At 66.3% G+C, this 15,970-nt stretch carries 16 protein-coding genes; 14 read left to right on the top strand and 2 right to left on the bottom strand.

All coding sequences use genetic code 11. From position 1 onward, the window contains the following. The first annotated feature begins 9 nt into the window (after positions 1 to 9). The 4 genes from HV753_RS12035 to HV753_RS12020 all read left to right on the top strand — a co-directional run bounded on the left by HV753_RS12035 (position 10) and on the right by HV753_RS12020 (position 3,292). Complete coding sequence (locus HV753_RS12035) at positions 10 to 708, top strand: M24 family metallopeptidase (RefSeq protein ID WP_246288249.1); 699 nt, start codon at positions 10 to 12, stop codon at positions 706 to 708. Between the two features lie 27 nt (positions 709 to 735). Continuing rightward, the gene (thpR, locus tag HV753_RS12030; protein ID WP_175174729.1) at positions 736 to 1,266 is read left to right on the top strand and encodes an RNA 2',3'-cyclic phosphodiesterase; all 531 of its coding nucleotides are present in this window, start codon (positions 736 to 738) and stop codon (positions 1,264 to 1,266) included. Positions 1,267 to 1,312: 46 nt separating this feature from the next. After that, entirely contained in the window at positions 1,313 to 1,873 is a 561-nt protein-coding gene (locus tag HV753_RS12025; RefSeq protein ID WP_175174728.1) for a 5'-3'-deoxyribonucleotidase, read from the top strand. A gap of 81 nt (positions 1,874 to 1,954) precedes the next feature. After that, positions 1,955 to 3,292, top strand: coding sequence for an NAD(P)H-dependent oxidoreductase (locus tag HV753_RS12020; RefSeq protein WP_175174727.1), 1,338 nt, complete (start codon positions 1,955 to 1,957; stop codon positions 3,290 to 3,292). 31 nt (positions 3,293 to 3,323) lie between these two features. On the opposite strand, the gene HV753_RS12015 is transcribed toward HV753_RS12020, so the two are convergent. Then, positions 3,324 to 4,070 (bottom strand): FadR/GntR family transcriptional regulator, encoded by a 747-nt coding sequence (locus HV753_RS12015; RefSeq protein WP_175174726.1) that lies wholly within the window; start codon positions 4,068 to 4,070, stop codon positions 3,324 to 3,326. 37 nt (positions 4,071 to 4,107) lie between these two features. Next, a complete protein-coding gene (locus tag HV753_RS12010) occupies positions 4,108 to 4,845 on the bottom strand; it encodes an SDR family NAD(P)-dependent oxidoreductase (RefSeq protein WP_175174725.1) in 738 nt (245 codons plus the stop codon). A 238-nt stretch (positions 4,846 to 5,083) separates the two neighbouring features. Here HV753_RS12010 and HV753_RS12005 point away from each other — a divergent pair, with 238 nt between their 5' ends. The 10 genes from HV753_RS12005 to HV753_RS11960 all read left to right on the top strand — a co-directional run bounded on the left by HV753_RS12005 (position 5,084) and on the right by HV753_RS11960 (position 15,965). Then, positions 5,084 to 5,896, top strand: coding sequence for a shikimate dehydrogenase family protein (locus HV753_RS12005; protein ID WP_175174724.1), 813 nt, complete (start codon positions 5,084 to 5,086; stop codon positions 5,894 to 5,896). 40 nt (positions 5,897 to 5,936) lie between these two features. Further along, positions 5,937 to 7,172 (top strand): branched-chain amino acid ABC transporter substrate-binding protein, encoded by a 1,236-nt coding sequence (locus HV753_RS12000; RefSeq protein ID WP_175174723.1) that lies wholly within the window; start codon positions 5,937 to 5,939, stop codon positions 7,170 to 7,172. Between the two features lie 283 nt (positions 7,173 to 7,455). Next, positions 7,456 to 8,397: a branched-chain amino acid ABC transporter permease gene (locus HV753_RS11995; RefSeq protein ID WP_175174722.1), complete on the top strand. Its 942-nt coding sequence runs from the start codon at positions 7,456 to 7,458 to the stop codon at positions 8,395 to 8,397. Continuing rightward, the gene (locus HV753_RS11990; RefSeq protein WP_175174721.1) at positions 8,394 to 9,674 is read left to right on the top strand and encodes a branched-chain amino acid ABC transporter permease; all 1,281 of its coding nucleotides are present in this window, start codon (positions 8,394 to 8,396) and stop codon (positions 9,672 to 9,674) included. Before HV753_RS11995 ends, HV753_RS11990 begins: the two co-directional genes overlap by 4 nt. After that, a complete protein-coding gene (locus HV753_RS11985; RefSeq protein ID WP_175174720.1) occupies positions 9,671 to 10,423 on the top strand; it encodes an ABC transporter ATP-binding protein in 753 nt (250 codons plus the stop codon). The genes HV753_RS11990 and HV753_RS11985 overlap by 4 nt, the downstream gene beginning before the upstream one ends. After that, positions 10,420 to 11,139: an ABC transporter ATP-binding protein gene (locus HV753_RS11980; protein WP_175174719.1), complete on the top strand. Its 720-nt coding sequence runs from the start codon at positions 10,420 to 10,422 to the stop codon at positions 11,137 to 11,139. The genes HV753_RS11985 and HV753_RS11980 overlap by 4 nt, the downstream gene beginning before the upstream one ends. A 37-nt stretch (positions 11,140 to 11,176) precedes the next feature. Next, complete coding sequence (locus HV753_RS11975) at positions 11,177 to 11,965, top strand: SDR family NAD(P)-dependent oxidoreductase (RefSeq protein WP_175174718.1); 789 nt, start codon at positions 11,177 to 11,179, stop codon at positions 11,963 to 11,965. A gap of 37 nt (positions 11,966 to 12,002) precedes the next feature. Next, positions 12,003 to 14,186: an alpha-ketoacid dehydrogenase subunit alpha/beta gene (locus HV753_RS11970; RefSeq protein WP_175174717.1), complete on the top strand. Its 2,184-nt coding sequence runs from the start codon at positions 12,003 to 12,005 to the stop codon at positions 14,184 to 14,186. Then, entirely contained in the window at positions 14,183 to 14,671 is a 489-nt protein-coding gene (locus HV753_RS11965; protein WP_175174716.1) for a VOC family protein, read from the top strand. Before HV753_RS11970 ends, HV753_RS11965 begins: the two co-directional genes overlap by 4 nt. A gap of 10 nt (positions 14,672 to 14,681) precedes the next feature. Further along, entirely contained in the window at positions 14,682 to 15,965 is a 1,284-nt protein-coding gene (locus tag HV753_RS11960; protein ID WP_175174715.1) for a pyruvate dehydrogenase complex dihydrolipoamide acetyltransferase, read from the top strand. The last annotated feature ends 5 nt before the right edge of the window (positions 15,966 to 15,970 follow it).

Below are 15,970 nucleotides of genomic sequence, written 5' to 3'. Positions count from 1 at the left end.
AATCCCGCCATGACGATGCCCTCTTCGATGCCCCCTGCCTTGGCCAGCGAACGTGTTGGCCCCGCCTTCTCGGTGGACGGCATGCTGGCCGCCCGCAACAAGACCCGCCAGGCCATCGCCGACGTCGCGGCTCGCATCCGCCCCGGCATGGTCGAGGAAGACGCCGTGCAACTGGCGCGGCAAACCCTGATCGATGCTGGCCTGGCGCTTAGCTGGCACCCGACGCGCGTGCGCTTCGGCACCAACACCATGAAAGCCATGCGGCAGCCTTCCGAGCCCGGCGTGATACTGGGCGAACACGATATTTTCTTCCTGGACATCGCGCCGCGCCTGGAGGCCTGGGAAGGCGATGGCGGCCAGTCCTTCACCGTGGGCGACAACGGCTACCATGCGCGCTGCGCCCGCGACGCCGAAGCCTTGTTCCACGACGTGCGCGGCCTGTGGCAGCGCGAAGGGCTGACCGGACAGGCACTCTACGCCTATGCCGACCGGCAGGCGCGCGCACTGGGATGGGAATTGAATTTCGACCTGCCTGGCCATCGCGTGTCCGACTTCCCCCACGCCGCGATCCACACCGGTTCGCTGGCGGATCTGGCCAGCCGCCCGTCGGAAATGCGCTGGATCCTGGAGATCCATTTGCGCGATCCGGCCGGCCGCTTCGGCGCGTTCTTTGAAGACATGCTGCTGGGCGACGAGCACTACGCCTAGGACGCTTCCCGCGCCTACAATCGGCGCATGTCCACCGTCCGTCTCTTCTTCGCCCTGTGGCCGTCGCCCCCGCTTGCCGCGTCACTGGCCGGTTGGGCGGAACAGGCCCGGCTGGCCTGCGGCGGGCGCGTCATGCGTACCGAGACGCTGCATCTGACCTTGGCGTTCCTGGGGCCGGTGGACGCGCAACTGGCCGACACGCTGGCGTGCGCCACGCCGGAACACCGGCTGACACCGGGCGAGGTCGCGCTGGATCACTACGGGGTGTTCAACCGCCAGCGCATTCTCTGGGCCGGCCCGGGCAACACCCCCGCCGGCTTGCAGGCCGCGCATGACGGCCTGTGGCAATGGCTGGCCGGTTTCGGCCTGGCCGCGCCGCCCCAGCCCTTTCGCCCGCACATCACCTTGCTGCGCAACATCGAGCATGCGCAGCCGCCCCAGGGCACGCCTGCGCCCCTTTCCTGGCGCTATGACCGCATGGTGCTGGTGGCGTCCGAATCCCTGACGGGCGGCAGCCGTTACCGCGTCATCGCCCAGTCGCGCCCCCGCGACCCATGAGCCCGGCTCTGGCACAATCGGGCGGTTGCAACGACCCGGAATCACCATGATCATCCTGCTGGACCAAGACGGCGTGCTGGCGGATTTTGAACACGCATTCATCGACGCCTGGCGTGCCCGCCATCCGGACATCGCTCCCGTTGCGTTCGAGGACCGCAAGTCCTTCTATATCCGCCAGGACTATGCCCCGGAACTTCGCGGCATGGCCGAGGCCATCTACACCGCCCCGGGATTCATCCGCAACCTGCCGCCCGTGCCAGGCGCGCTGGATGCGGTGAAGGAACTGCTGGCCCTGGGCATGGATGTCAGGATCTGCACCTCGCCGCTGTCGCAGTTTGAGAACTGCGTGGCCGAGAAATACCTGTGGGTGGAAAAGCACCTGGGGCGCGAGGCCACCAACCGGCTGATCCTGACCAAGGACAAGACCCTGGTGCAAGGCCATCTGCTGATCGACGACAAGCCTTTGATTGAAGGCGCGGTGAAGCCACGCTGGAAGCACATCCTGTTCGACGCCCCCTACAACCGGCAAGTCACCGACCGCCCCCGCATCACCTGGGCGAACTGGCGCAATGTGCTGGCGGGCGAGCTCTATACGGCAGACGAATGAGTCGGGGCGGGTCCTGTTCAGGCGTCATGATTTAGGACTATTCTGTGTTGGCTGTACCCCCACCCCGGAGGAGCCCGCACCATGAATCTGCACCGCCTGCTCAAGCAGCGAGAAGCCGACCACAAGCCTTTGCGAGTTGCATTGCTGGGCGCCGGAAAGTTCGGCGCGATGTTCATGAGCCAAGCCCCTCGTACCCCGGGGATGCGCCTGGTGGCGGTGGCGGACCTGGCGCCCGCCCGCGCCCGCGCCGCCCTGACCCGCGTGGGCTGGCCAGCCAGCGCGCTGACCGCCACCAGCACCCATGACGCGCTGAAGAACGGCAAGGTCTACTTCAGCGACGACCCCCACGCCATCATCGCCAGCCCCGAGGTCGATATCGTCATCGACGCCACGGGCCAGGCCGCCGCCGGCATCAGCCACGTGCTGGCCTGCTGCGAATATGGCAAGGACATCATCATGGTCAACGTGGAAGCCGACGCGCTGGCCGGCCCGCTGCTGGCCCGCCGTGCACGCGAGGCGGGCATCGTCTATTCGCTGGCCTATGGCGACCAGCCGGCCCTGATCTGCGAAATGGTGGATTGGGCGCGCGCCGCCGGCTTCGAGGTCATGGCGGCCGGCAAGGGCACCAAGTACCTGCCGGAATTCCACACGTCCACCCCGGACACGGTATGGCCCTATTACGGGTTCACCGCCGAAATGGTTGCCGCGGGCGATTTCAACGCGCAGATGTTCAACAGCTTTCTGGATGGCACCAAGAGCGCCATCGAAATGGCGGCGGTGTCCAACGCCACGGGCCTGCTGCCGTCCCCGTCGGGCTTGCATTTCCCGCCTTGCGGCGTGGACGACCTGGCTCGCGTGCTGCGCCCCCGCGAAGACGGCGGCATCCTGCACCATCGCGGCCAAGTGGAAGTGATTTCGTCCCTGGAGCGCGACGGCCGCCCGGTGTTCCGCGACCTGCGCTGGGGCGTCTATGTGACGCTGGCCGCGGACAGCGACTATGTGCGGCGCTGCTTCCAGGAGTACGGGCTGGTCACGGACCCCAGCGGCAACTTCACCGCCATGTACAAGCCCTATCACCTGATCGGGCTGGAACTGGGCATCAGCGTGGCCAGCGTGGGCCTGCGGCGCGAACCCACGGGCGCACCGGCCGGCTGGCACGGCGACGTGGTCGCCACCGCCAAGCGCGACCTGCAAGTCGGCCAGGTGTTGGACGGCGAAGGCGGCTACACGGTGTATGGCCGGTTGATGCCGGCCCCCGATTCGGTCGAGGAAGGCTACCTGCCGCTGGGCCTGTCGCACCAGGTCAAACTGAAGAACCCGGTGCGGCAGTCGCAGGCGATCCGCTGGCGCGACGTGGAATACGACGACCGTTCGACGGCCGTGCAATTCCGCCGCGAAATGGAACAGACCTTCGCTTGAGCGTCCCTGCCGGGGCCGGCCTGCGGGCCGGCTATACCGGCGCGGCGCGTTCGGCCTGGAACAGGCGCAGGCGGTCGGCGGCGTTGCGCAAATGTTGTTCCGCGGCGCGGCCCGCGGCATCCGGGTCGGACCCTTCGATGGCGACAAAAATGGCTTGGTGCTCGCTTTGCACGGCGGCCATGCGCTCGGCATACATGCGGGCCGTGTTGTGGCGCGCGCTGCGGATCACCCGGCGCACATTGGCCTCGAGGTAGTCGTTCAGCGCGATCAGGTGCGGGTTGTGCGTGGCCTGCACGATCGCTTGATGGAACTGGTAGTCCTCTTCGTCGCCCAGCTTGTCGTTGATCAGCGCGTATTCCATTCCCACCAGCGCCTGCCGGATCTTCTTCAGGTCTTGCTCGGTGCGGCGCTGTGCCGCGTAGCGCGCGGCGGTGACTTCGATGGACAGCATCAATTCCAGGATGTGTTCCAGGTCTTGGCTGTCGCCCGGCGTGGGCGCGGCGATGCGGAACGCATTGCGCTGGAAATTGGGATCGACGAACACGCCACTACCCTGCTGCGACGTGATCAGGCCTTCCGACTTCAAGCGAGCCAGCGCTTCGCGCACGACCGCGCGACTGACGGAATAGGTTTCGGTCAGCTGCTTTTCGGTGGGCAGGCGGTCACCGGGCGCAAGCGCCCCTTGACGTATCTGCTCGGCCAGCGCATCGCCCAAGGCCGCGGAAAGCGAACTCTTGGGCGCGGCGCGCGGCGGGTCCTGTTCTTGTGTGGGCTGCATGGAAAATCGTTGAGACGTGATGGCGGCGTCCTGCACTTTAAGCGATATAGATGCCGCCGTTGACCTGCATGACTTCGCCCGTGACGAAGCCCGCGAGCGGCGAACACAGGAACGCGATCGCCCCGGCAATCTCCTCGGCCGTGCCAAAACGCCGCAACGGCGTGCTTTCCAGCAACTGTGCGCCCTTCTGGCCGATCAGGTCATGCGTCATCGAGGTGGCGATGATGCCCGGCGCCACCGCGTTCACACGGATCTGCGGCGCCAGTTCCAACGCCAGGCTGCGCGTGAAGCTCTGCACGGCGCCCTTGGATGCCGAATAGGCGGCATGCGCGTAACTGCCGCGCTGCGCGGCCAATGACGTCAGCAGCACGATCGAGCCGTTGTGGCGCAGATGACGCTGCGCCGCCCGGCAGGTGTAGAAGGTGCCGTCCAGATTCACGCGCATCAGCGTGCGCCAGGCCTCGTCGCTGGTGTCCTTGACCAGTTGTTCCGGGTAGATGCCGGCGCAGTGGACCAAGTGATCCAGCCCGCCGAAATGCTTGGCTGCTGACTCAAAAACCCGTTCGCAATCATGCGACACGGACACGTCCAGCGCGTGGGTATAGACCCGCTGGCCGCTGGGATCCAGCTCGGCGGCGATCGCTTCCAACCGCGCGTTGTCGATGTCGGTCAGCACCAGCCGGGCGCCGTGGGCGGCCATCAGCCGCGCCGTCGCCAATCCGATGCCATTGCCCGCGCCCGTGATCGCGGCCACTTGTCCTTCAAACGAAATCATCCTGTCTCCAACGTTCTCTATGGGTGGCCCGCCTGCTCTTCCGGCCGCCGCGGCAAGTTCGATTGAACTCCTGAATGCGCCGCTTGACACGAGAAAAACGCTTGCCCTATGATTTATCGGACAACTTAATAAAGTTGCCTGACAACTTATGCCGAAAGCGTAAATCAACTCACGCATTCAGGCAAGAAGATCAGAAAAATACGGCGGCACGCCCGCATGACAGGCAGGGGACAACCAGGTGGATATCACCGGCAGCACTACCGTATTCGCGATTGCGGCGGACCCGATCGCGCACGTCAAAACGCCGCAGCGGCTGAACGCCCTGTTGCGTGAACGCGCCGTCGACGCCGTCATGGTGCCCTTCCATGTGCCCGCCGACGCGCTGGCCGGGCTGTTCAACGGCCTGCGCGGCCTGGCCAACCTGGGCGGCATCGTGGTGACGGTGCCCCACAAGGAACATGCCGCCGCCCTGTGCGACACCCTGACTCCGGCGGCCCAGCTGATCGGCGCGGTCAACGCCGTGCGCTTGCAGGACGGCGTGTTGACCGGCGGCAACTTCGACGGCCTGGGCTTCGTGGCCGGCCTGCGCAGCCAAGGCCATGATCCAGCCGGCCGCCACATCTATCTGGCCGGCCTGGGCGGCGCGGGCAAGGCCATCGCCTGTGCCATCGCCGACGCTGGCCCCGCCAGCCTGCGCCTGTACAACCGCTCGGCCGACAAGGCCCACGCTTTCGCCCAGCACCTGGCGCGTCAGTACCCGGACCTGCCCATCCAGGTGGCCAGCGACACACCCGAGCCTTGCGACATCGCCATCAATGCGACCTCGCTGGGCCTGCAAGACACCGATCCCCTGCCCTTTTCCCTGCATGCGCTTGCCGCCGGCACCGTGGTCGCCGACGCCGTGATGAGCCGCGTGGACACCCCCTTGCTGCGTGCCGCCGCCGCGCAAGGCTGCCGCGCGCACCCGGGCCTGTACATGCTGGAAGGACAACTCACCGAAATTGCCCGCTTTCTGGGCGTAGAAGAGCCGCAACAAAGCGCGCTTGCTTGATTCACGGACTCACCACTCCCGTTCCACGGAGGAGACACGCATGAAATTGGCTTTCACCACCGGCCTGCTGTGCCTGGCCGGCATTGCCGCATCGGCGCACGCCGCACCCGTCAAGATCGGTCTGATCGAAACGCTGTCCGGCCCCCAGGCCTCGACCGGCCAGATGTTCCGCGCCGCGGTCAAATACGAACTGGACCGCATCAACGCGGCCGGCGGCTGGAATGGCCAGCCGCTGGAACTGGTCGAGTTCGACAACCAAGGCGGCCCCGTGGGCGCCTCTGACCGCTTCCGCGCCGCCGCGGCCGAAGGCGTGCAGATCCTGGTGCAGGGTTCGTCTTCCGCCATCTCGGGCCAATTGACCGAAGACGTGCGCAAGCACAACCTGCGCAACCCGGGCAAGGAAGTCGTCTTCCTGAACGTGGGCGGCGAAGCCCTGGAACTGACGGGCCAGAAGTGCCACTTCTACCACTTCCGCTTCACCACCAACGCCGACCTGCGCGTGAAGTCGCTGGCCTCGGTGATGTCGGCCGACGGCACGCTGGGCAAGCGCGTGTACGCCATCAACCAGAACTACTCCTGGGGCCAGGACATGGAAGGCGCCACCGAGCGCTTCGCCAAGCCGTACGGCTATGAAGTGGTGGGCAAGACGCTGCACGAAGTCAACAAGATCCAGGACTTCGCGCCTTACGTCGCGCGCATCCGCTCGGCCACGCCCGACACCGTCATCACCGGCAACTGGTCCAACGACCTGCTGCTGCTGATGAAGGCCACGCAGGCCGCCGGCCTGAAGGTGCGCTTCGCCACCGTGTTCCTGGACCAGGTGGGCAACCTGGCCAACGCCGGCGACGTGGCACTGGGCCACTACATCGCCCACCCGTACAACATCGAAGCCGCGGGTGAGGAAGGCGCCAAGTTCGCCGAAGACTACAAGGCCAAGACCGGCCACTACCCCAGCTACACGGAACCGCAGACCGTCATCGGCGTGCGGTTCCTGGGCGAAGCGTTAAAGCAGGTGCCGCCGCAAGACGGCAAGCTGTCCGTGCCCGCATTGGCCAAGGCGCTGGAGACAGTCACCTACACCTCGTCGCTCGGCACCTACACGATGCGCGCCGAAGACCATCAGGTGCAGTTGCCGATGGTCGTGTCCAAGGTCAGCAAGAGCGCCAAGTACAAGGCTGACGGCACCGACATGGGCTTTGAGCCGGTCAAGGTGCTGACGGCCGCGGAGGTGTCGGCACCGGTGCAGGCGACTTGCAAGATGCAGCGGCCGGGTTGAGGGCGGGATGATGGGTTGCGCGTGGCGATGCCGGGGTTCTTGGCGCGTGCTGCTTGCGCTTCACCCATCCTACGTGGGAAGGGCGGTTTCACCCATCCTACGTGGGAGGGGCGGTTTCACTCACCCTGCGTAGGGTGGGCGGTCCTCGAACTTCGGCGCCCTGCGCGCGCAAGTCATCAATCCCCCGCAATAACAACGCACACCGGCGCGGGCCGGAAAAAACACGGTGCGTGATGGATCGCGTGCGCCTTGGGCGCCCACGCGAAAGGATTTTGGAGCGGACATGGAATACTTTACCGTCTCGCTGTTGAACGGCGTGATTTACGGCCTGCTGCTATTCATGGTGTCGGCAGGCCTGACTTTGATTTTCGGAATGATGGGCGTGCTGAACTTTGCGCACGCCTCGTTCTACATGATTGGCGCGTATGCCGCCTATACGCTGACGCCCGTGACGGGCTTCTGGGTGGCGCTGGTGCTGGCCACGGTCATTGCGGGCGTGCTGGGCATGGGCGTCGAACGCTTCTTCCTGCGCCGCGTCCACAAGTTCGGCCACGCGCAAGAATTGCTGGTGACGTTTGGCCTGGCGTTCATCGTGGCCGAGCTGATCAAGCTTTTCTACGGTGACTTCCCCGTGGACTATCGCGTGCCGCCATTCCTGAACTTCGCGGCCTTCCGCGTGTTCGGCGCGGACTACCCCTTCTATCGCCTCTTGATGGGCGGCGTATCGCTGGCGATGTTCGTCGTGATCTACCTGCTGCTGTCGCGCACCCGCGTCGGCATCGTGGTGCGTTCCGCCATCTACCGGCCGCGCATGGCCGAGGCCTTGGGCCACAACGTGCCGCTGGTCTTCATGAGCGTGTTCGGCGTGGGCGCGGCCATGGCCGGCCTGGCAGGCGCCGTGGCGGGCGCCTTCTATACGACCAACCCCAACATGGCGCTGGAACTGGGCGTGCTGGTCTTCGTGGTGGTCGTTGTCGGCGGCCTGGGATCACTGGCGGGCGCGATGATCGCGTCGCTGCTGATCGGCCTGATCAGTTCGTTTTCCGTGGGCATCGACGCCAGCCTGGCCACCTTGTTCGGCCTGTTCGGCGCGGGCGAATGGGCGGAAAGCGTGGGCGGCCTGATGACCGTGAAGATTTCCAGCCTGGCCGCCACCTTGCCCTTCCTGCTGATGCTGGTGGTGCTGCTGGTCAAGCCGTCGGGCCTGAAGGGAGAGCAAGCATGACGCAAGGCCTGACGCCTACCCGTATCGCCTCTGGCGCTTTGTTGTTGATCCTTTGCGTGGGCATCTTGTGCGCGCTGCCCTGGTTGTTGCCGCCTGGGCAGCTCGTGGCCGCCGTCCAGATGTTGATTGCCGCGCTGTTTGCCTGCGCCTTCAACCTGCTGGCGGGCCAGGGCGGCATGCTGTCCTTCGGCCATGCCGCGTACTTCGGCGTGGGCACCTTCGCCACCATTCACGCCATGAACGCGCTAGGCGGCGCGGGCCTCCTGCCCACGCCTCTGATGCCGCTGGCGGGCGGCGTGGCCGGATTGCTCTTCGGCCTGATCGCCGGTTGGTTCGCCACGATGCGTTCGGGCGTGTACTTTTCGATGATCACGCTGGCGCTGGCGGAATTGCTGCACGCACTGGCGCCACACCTGAAAGGCGTCTTCGGCGGCGAAGCCGGCGTGTCCGCCATGCGCATGCCGGCCTGGGGCTTCACCTTCGGCTCCGACATCGAGGTGTATTTCCTGGTGCTGGCCTGGGTGCTGATTTCGCTGGCCGCCTTGTACGGACTGACCCGTACGCCGCTGGGCCGCTTGACGCTGGGCCTGCGCGAAAACGCCAACCGCCTGCGCTATCTGGGCTACCGCCCGCACGCGCTGAAGACGATGGTGTTTGCGTTGTCGGCCATGTTCGCGGGTATCGCGGGCGGCCTGCAAGCCTTGAACATCGAAGCCGGCAACTACGTGCTGTTCGAGGTCAAGCTGTCCACCGACGCCGTGCTGTTCGCCTATATCGGCGGGGTCAACGCCTTCCTGGGCCCCGTGCTGGGCGCATCCGTGCTGACCTTTCTGTCGCAGACGCTCGCCGACATCACGCGGTCATGGTTGCTCTACCAGGGCATTCTGTTCGTGCTGGTGATGCTGTTCGTGCCGGACGGCCTGGTTGGCCTGGTGCAGCGCGCCGCCAAATCGCTGCGTGAACGCGGCCTGGCCAACTGGCTGCCGCGCGCCGTTGTATCGGTGGCCGGCGGCCTGCTGCTGACCGCAGCCACCGTCTTCACGGTGGAACTGCTGCAACGCATGTTCGCCCGTGACTACCGCGCGCTGCTGGCGATGAACCCGGAGGCCGGCTGGCCCGCCATTCCCCTCTTCGGCCAGGACTGGGCGCCGCTGGCGCTGTCCACGTGGCTGATCCCGCTGGCGCTGTTCGTGGTGGGTCTGGCCGCCTGCCGCTGGGCCCTGGCCCTGTGGCGCAACGACGATGACGCCGCCCCTGTGCTGGAGCCCGCAAAATGAGCCACGAGATCCTGACCCTGACCGATGTGCGCAAGTCCTTTGGCGACGCGCAGATCATCCGCGGCGTGAACCTGGCGATCGAAGCCGGCGAGCGGCATGCGGTCATCGGCCCCAACGGCGCGGGCAAGTCCACGCTGTTCCACCTGATGTCGGGCTCGTTCGCGCCGACTTCAGGCGACATCAGCCTCCGTTCACGCGCCATTGGCGGCCTGGCCCCTGAAGCCATCAACCGACTGGGGCTGGCGCGTTCGTTCCAGATCACCAACGTCTTTCCGCGCCTGTCGGTGCGAGAAAACCTGCGGCTGGCGGTTCTGCGCATGCACGGTCTGGTCTACAACTTCTGGCGCCCCATCGCGCGCAATCGCGCCGTCAACGAAGACGTGGACCGCCTGCTGGAAAAAGTGCGGCTGACGGCCAAGCAGGACACGGCCGCGGGCGACCTGAATTATTCCGAGCAACGTTCGCTGGAAATCGGCATGACGCTGGCCTCGCGGCCGAAAGTCATCTTGCTGGACGAACCGATGGCCGGCATGTCCCAGCATGAAGTCGACTACACGGTAGAACTGATCAAGGACGTCACGCGCGACTGCACCCTGCTGATCGTGGAACACGACATGCAGGTGGTGTTCTCGCTGGCGGATCGCATCAGCGTGTTGGTCTATGGCGAAATCCTGGCCACCGGCACGCCAGCGGACATCCGCGGCGATGCCCGCGTGCGGGAAGCCTATCTGGGAGAGGAAACGGTATGACGGCGCAATCCCCCCTGCTCAGCCTGCAAGGCGTGCACGCGCACTACGGCAAGAGCCACATCCTGCACGGCATTGACCTGACCATCGGCCACGGCGAAGTCGTCAGCCTGCTGGGCCGCAACGGCGCGGGCCGCTCCACCACCATGAAGAGCATCATGGGCCTGGTGGATGTGACCGGCGGCAGCATCGCCATTGAAGGCAGCGACATCACCAACAAACGCCCCTTCGAGATCGCACGTGCCGGCGTGGGCTTCGTGCCGGAAGAACGCGAAGTCTTCGCGAACCTGACGGTGGACGAAAACCTGCGCATGGGCGAACAGCCCAAACGCGACGACGCGCCCTTCTGGACCGTGGCGCAGATGTTCGACTACTTCCCCCGGCTGAAGGAACGCAGCAACACGCGCGCCGGCAATCTGTCGGGCGGCGAACAGCAGATGCTGACCATGTGCCGTTCGTTGCTGGGCAACCCCAAGGTCATGTTGATCGACGAACCCACGGAAGGACTGGCCCCGAAGATCGTGGAAGTGATCGCCGACGTCATTCGCGATATCCACAAGCGCGGCGTATCCGTGGTGCTGGTGGAGCAGAAGCTGACCATCGCATTGAAGGTGTCAACCCGCGTCAGCGTCATGGGTCATGGCCGCATCGTGTTTGAAGGACCGCCCGCGCAGCTGCATGAGCGCCAGGACGTCGTCCAGGAATGGCTGGCGGTCTGACCGCCGCCGTCACGCAACTACTCAATAGGCACCTCTCTTGGACAACGTTTCCGAAGTCATTCACGCTGAACTGCGCGGCCAGACCGTCGTCATCACTGGCGGCGCCAAAGGCATCGGCTATTCCAGCGCGCAGGCCTTTGTACGCCAAGGCGCGCGCGTCGCCCTGCTGGACATGGACGCCACCGCATTGGACGCGGCCGTGGCAGGCCTGCAAGCCGCAGGCGGCGAGGCCATCGCGGTGCAAGCCTCCGTCACCGATGCCGAAGCCGTCGAACGCGCGTTCGCCCAGGTCGAACAAACCTGGGGCCGCATCGACGTGCTGGTCAACAACGCCGGCATCTCGGCCAACAAGCCCACGCTGGAAGTCACCGTCGACGAATGGCGCCGCGCGGTGGACATCAATCTGACCGGCGTCTTCCTGTGCGCGCAGGCCGCCGGCCGCCGCATGGTGCCGGCAGGCACGGGCAGCATCATCAACCTGGCCTCCATGTACGGCGTGGTGGCCGCGCCCGATCGCGCCGCCTACTGCGCGACCAAAGGCGCGGTGGTGCTGCTGACCGAAACGCTGGCCGTGGAGTGGGGCCCGATGGGCGTGCGCGTCAACGCGCTGGCGCCCGGCTATGTCGAAACCGATCTGGTGCGCGACCTGGCCGCACGCGGCCGGCTGGACCCCGAACGCTTGAAACAACGCACTCCGCTGCGCCGCATGGCGCAGCCGGCCGAAATGGCCGACCTGGCGGTTTTCCTGGCGTCACGCCAGGCCGCCTACATCACCGGACACACCCTGGTGGCAGACGGCGGCTGGAGCCGCTACAGCTACCTCTAACCGCACCGACGCTTAAAAACATTCTGGAGATTCACTCATGGCCACCTACCAATCGCTTGAGCCCCAAGCGCCTTGGCGGCAACTGACGGTCGACGCAAAGGACTGGCAGCAGGCGGACCCCGCCCTGCTCGGCACCATGCTGACCCAGCTGCACTGGATCCGCGCCTTTGAAGAGGCCGTGCTGGACCTGGCCGCCGAAGGCCTGGTGCACGGCCCCGCGCACTCGTCGGTGGGCCAGGAAGGCGGCGCCGTCGGTTCGGTGCTGGCGCTGGGCGCGGGCGACCAGATCAACGGCTCGCACCGCGGCCACCACCAGTTCCTGGCCAAGGCATTGCAGCATGTCGCCCCGCTGGGTCTGGACCCGCGCAACCCGCTGACGCCTGCCATCGACGACGTCCTGCAAAAGACCCTGGCCGAAATCATGGGCCTGGCCCAAGGCTATTGCCGTGGCCGTGGGGGCAGCATGCACCTGCGTTGGCTGGAAGCTGGCGCACTGGGCACCAACGCCATCGTGGGCGGCGGCGTGCCGCTGGCCGCGGGCGCGGGCTGGGCGCACAAGCACGCCGGCACCGACCGCGTGGCCGTGACCTATTTCGGCGACGGCGCGGTGAACATCGGTTCCGTGCTGGAAACGATGAACCTGACCGCCGCATGGAAGACGCCGCTGTGCTTCTTCATCGAAAACAACCGCTACGCCGTGTCGACCACGGTGGAAGAATCCACCGCGGAACCGCGCCTGTCCGCACGCGGCCTGGCATTCAATATTCCGTCGTGGAAAGTCGACGGCATGGACCCGCTGGCCGTTCACCTGGCCATGTCCGAAGCGGTGGCGCACATGCGCGCGGGCAATGGCCCGACCATCGTGGAAGTGGACGTGTACCGCTTCTTCCACCAGAACGGCCCCTTCCCCGGCAGCGCCTTCGGCTACCGCACGAAGGACGAGGAAGCGCAGTGGCGCCGCCGCGATCCGCTGGACAAGATCGCCACCGAAATGGTCGGCCGCCAATTGATCACACAAGCCGAAGTGGATGCGCTGCGCCAGCGCTGCAAAGACGTGATGAAGGACGTCTGCGGCCGTCTGACCGAAGCCGCCGACGGCGGCCGCCGCCGCGTGCGCGCCGACCTGTGGCCCAGCCCCGACTTCCGCGACGTGGGCTTGCGCAGCGATGGCGCCGAACTGGCCGGCCTGCGCTACCAGGACGCCGCCGACTACACGGGCGCCCGTGTCGAACGCAAATTCGTCGACGCCGTGGCTGACGTGCTGGACCGGCGCATGGAAACCGATGGCGGCGTCGTCGTGCTGGGCGAAGACGTCCACCGCCTGAAGGGCGGCACCAACGGCGCCACGCGCGGCCTGAAGGACAAATACCCCGACCGCGTGCTGGGCACCCCGATCTCTGAAAATGCCTTTGCTGGCCTGGGCGGCGGTCTGGCCATGGATGGGCGCTACAAGCCCATCGTCGAATTCATGTACCCGGATTTCATGTGGGTCGCGGCCGATCAGATCTTCAACCAGATCGGCAAGGCACGCCACATGTTCGGCGGCGACATCGATGTGCCCTTCGTGCTGCGCACCAAGATCGCGATGGGCACGGGCTACGGCTCGCAGCACTCGATGGACCCGGCCGGCATCTTCGCCACCGCGCCCGGCTGGCGCATCGTGGCGCCGTCCACGCCGTATGAGTACGTTGGCCTGATGAACACCGCGCTGGCCTCGAAGGACCCGGTGCTGGTCATCGAACACGTGGATCTGTATGCCTCGTCCGGTGAAGTCCCCGTCGACGACCTGGACTACGCCATCCCGTTCGGCCGCGCCCGCGTGCGCCGCGAAGGCAGCAAGGTCACCATCCTGACCTACCTGTCGATGGTCAGCCGCGCGCTGAAGGCCGCCGAGCAAGCCGGCGTGGACGCCGAAGTGATCGACTTGCGCACGCTGGACCGCGCCAGCCTGGACTGGGACACCATCGGCGCCAGCATCCAGAAAACCAATAACGTGCTGATCGTGGAGCAAGGCGCGCGCGGCACGTCCTACGGCGCCATGCTGGCCGACGAGATCCAACGCCGCTACTTCGATTGGCTGGATCAGCCGATCAAGCGCGTGACGGGCGGCGAGGCATCGCCCAGCATCTCCAAGGTACTGGAACGGGCGGCGTTCGCCGATACCGAGGAAGTGCTGGCAGGGCTGGCCGACGTGCTGGCCGATCTGGGAGAACAGGCATGAGCGCGCTATCCATGACCGTGCCGATGGAAGTCGGCCTGTGCTGCAAGAATCTGGACGCACTGCTGGCGTTCTATACGGACGTGGTGGGCCTGACGCTCGTCAACCGTGTCAGCGTCCCTGCCGACAAGGCGCGAGCCACCGGCCTGACGACTCACGGCTACGACGTCGCGCGGCTGCAAACGTCTTACGGTGAACGCATCAAGCTGTTGCAGCCCAGCGTGGCGCCCGAGGCCGCCGTGCGCGGCACGACGATCCTGGACCGCCAGGGCACCACCTACCTGACCTTCATCGTGCGCGATCTGGCCAGCGTGGTGCAGGACCTGCAATCCAAGGGCGTCGTGTTCGACAGCGCGCCCGCACCAATGGAAGTCCGCCCCGGCACCTGGCTGGCCTTCTTCCGCGATCCGGAAGGCAATGTGCTGGAACTGGTCGAGTACGACGACCCCGCCGCCTACCGGCCCGATCTGTCCGTCGCCGCAAACTAGGAAGAACATCGTGGCACACCTTATCAAGCTCCCCTCCGTTGCTGCCGATACGTCCGGCGGCAACCTGCACCAGTGGCTCAAGAAAGAAGGCGACACGGTTGCCGTCGGCGATGCCCTGGCTGAAATCGAAACCGAAAAAGCCATCGTCGAGATCAACGCCGAACATGCGGGCGTGCTGGGTCGTATCGTGGTGCAGGCCGGCGCCGCATCGGTACCGATCAATACCGTGATCGGCGCGCTGCTGGCCGAAGGCGACGATGCATCAGCGATCGATCGTGCGCTGGCTGAGCATGCCGGCGCGGCCGCACCTGCCGCACCGATTTCCGCCACGGCTCCCGCTACCGCCACAGCCACCACCGACGTCACGCCAGCCGCTGCCAAGCCCGTGGCCGCCACCGACGCCACGCCGGCCGCTGCCAAGCCCGCGGCCGCCCCTGACGGTGGCCGCCTGTTCGCCAGCCCGTTGGCCCGTCGCCTGGCCGCGCAATGGCATGTGGACCTGCTGGGCGTGACGGGCACTGGCCCGCATGGCCGCATCGTGCGCCGCGACGTCGAAGCCGCGCGGGACCGCGCACCCGCCGTCGCCGCAGCGGCGCCGTTGGCTGGCCGCCCCGCGGCCCGTCGCGTGCCGCATACCGGCATGCGCCGCGCCATCGCCCGCCGCCTGACCGAAAGCAAGCAGCACGTGCCGCACTTCTACTTGTCCGTGGATTGCCGGATGGACGCGCTGCTGGCTCTGCGCGCGCAGGCCAATCACGGTGGCGCGGTGAAACTGTCGGTCAATGATTTCATCGTGCGCGCCGCCGCGCTGGCGCTGCGTGAAGTGCCCGAAGTAAATGTCAGCTGGCATGAAGATGCCATCGAGTTTCACGCGGGCGCCGATATCTCGGTGGCCGTTGCGACCGACGGCGGCCTGGTCACGCCCATCGTGCGCGGCGCGGACGTGAAGCCGCTATCCGCCATTGCGAGCGAAATCGTCGAACTGGCGGGACGCGCCAAGATCAACCGCTTGAAACCCGAGGAATTCACCGGGGGTTCTCTGACGGTCAGCAACCTGGGCATGTACGGCATCAGCCAATTTGCCGCGATCATCAATCCGCCGCAGGCCGCCATTCTGGCCGTGGGCGCGGCCGAACGCCGGCCCGTGGTGGGCGAGAACGGCGACATCACCGCCGCCACCGTCATGACGGTCACACTGTCGGCCGACCACCGCGCGGTCGATGGCGCTGTGGGCGCGCGCTGGCTGGCCGCCTTTCGCACGCTGATCGAAAACCCTGTGCGCATCCTGTTGTGAGTCCC

It is taken from the genome of Achromobacter pestifer, assembly GCF_902859625.1.
Classification (GTDB): Bacteria; Pseudomonadota; Gammaproteobacteria; order Burkholderiales; family Burkholderiaceae_B; genus Achromobacter; species Achromobacter pestifer.
The sequence above is the reverse complement of the archived record's forward strand: the minus strand, read 5'-3'. Positions and strand labels throughout refer to the sequence as shown.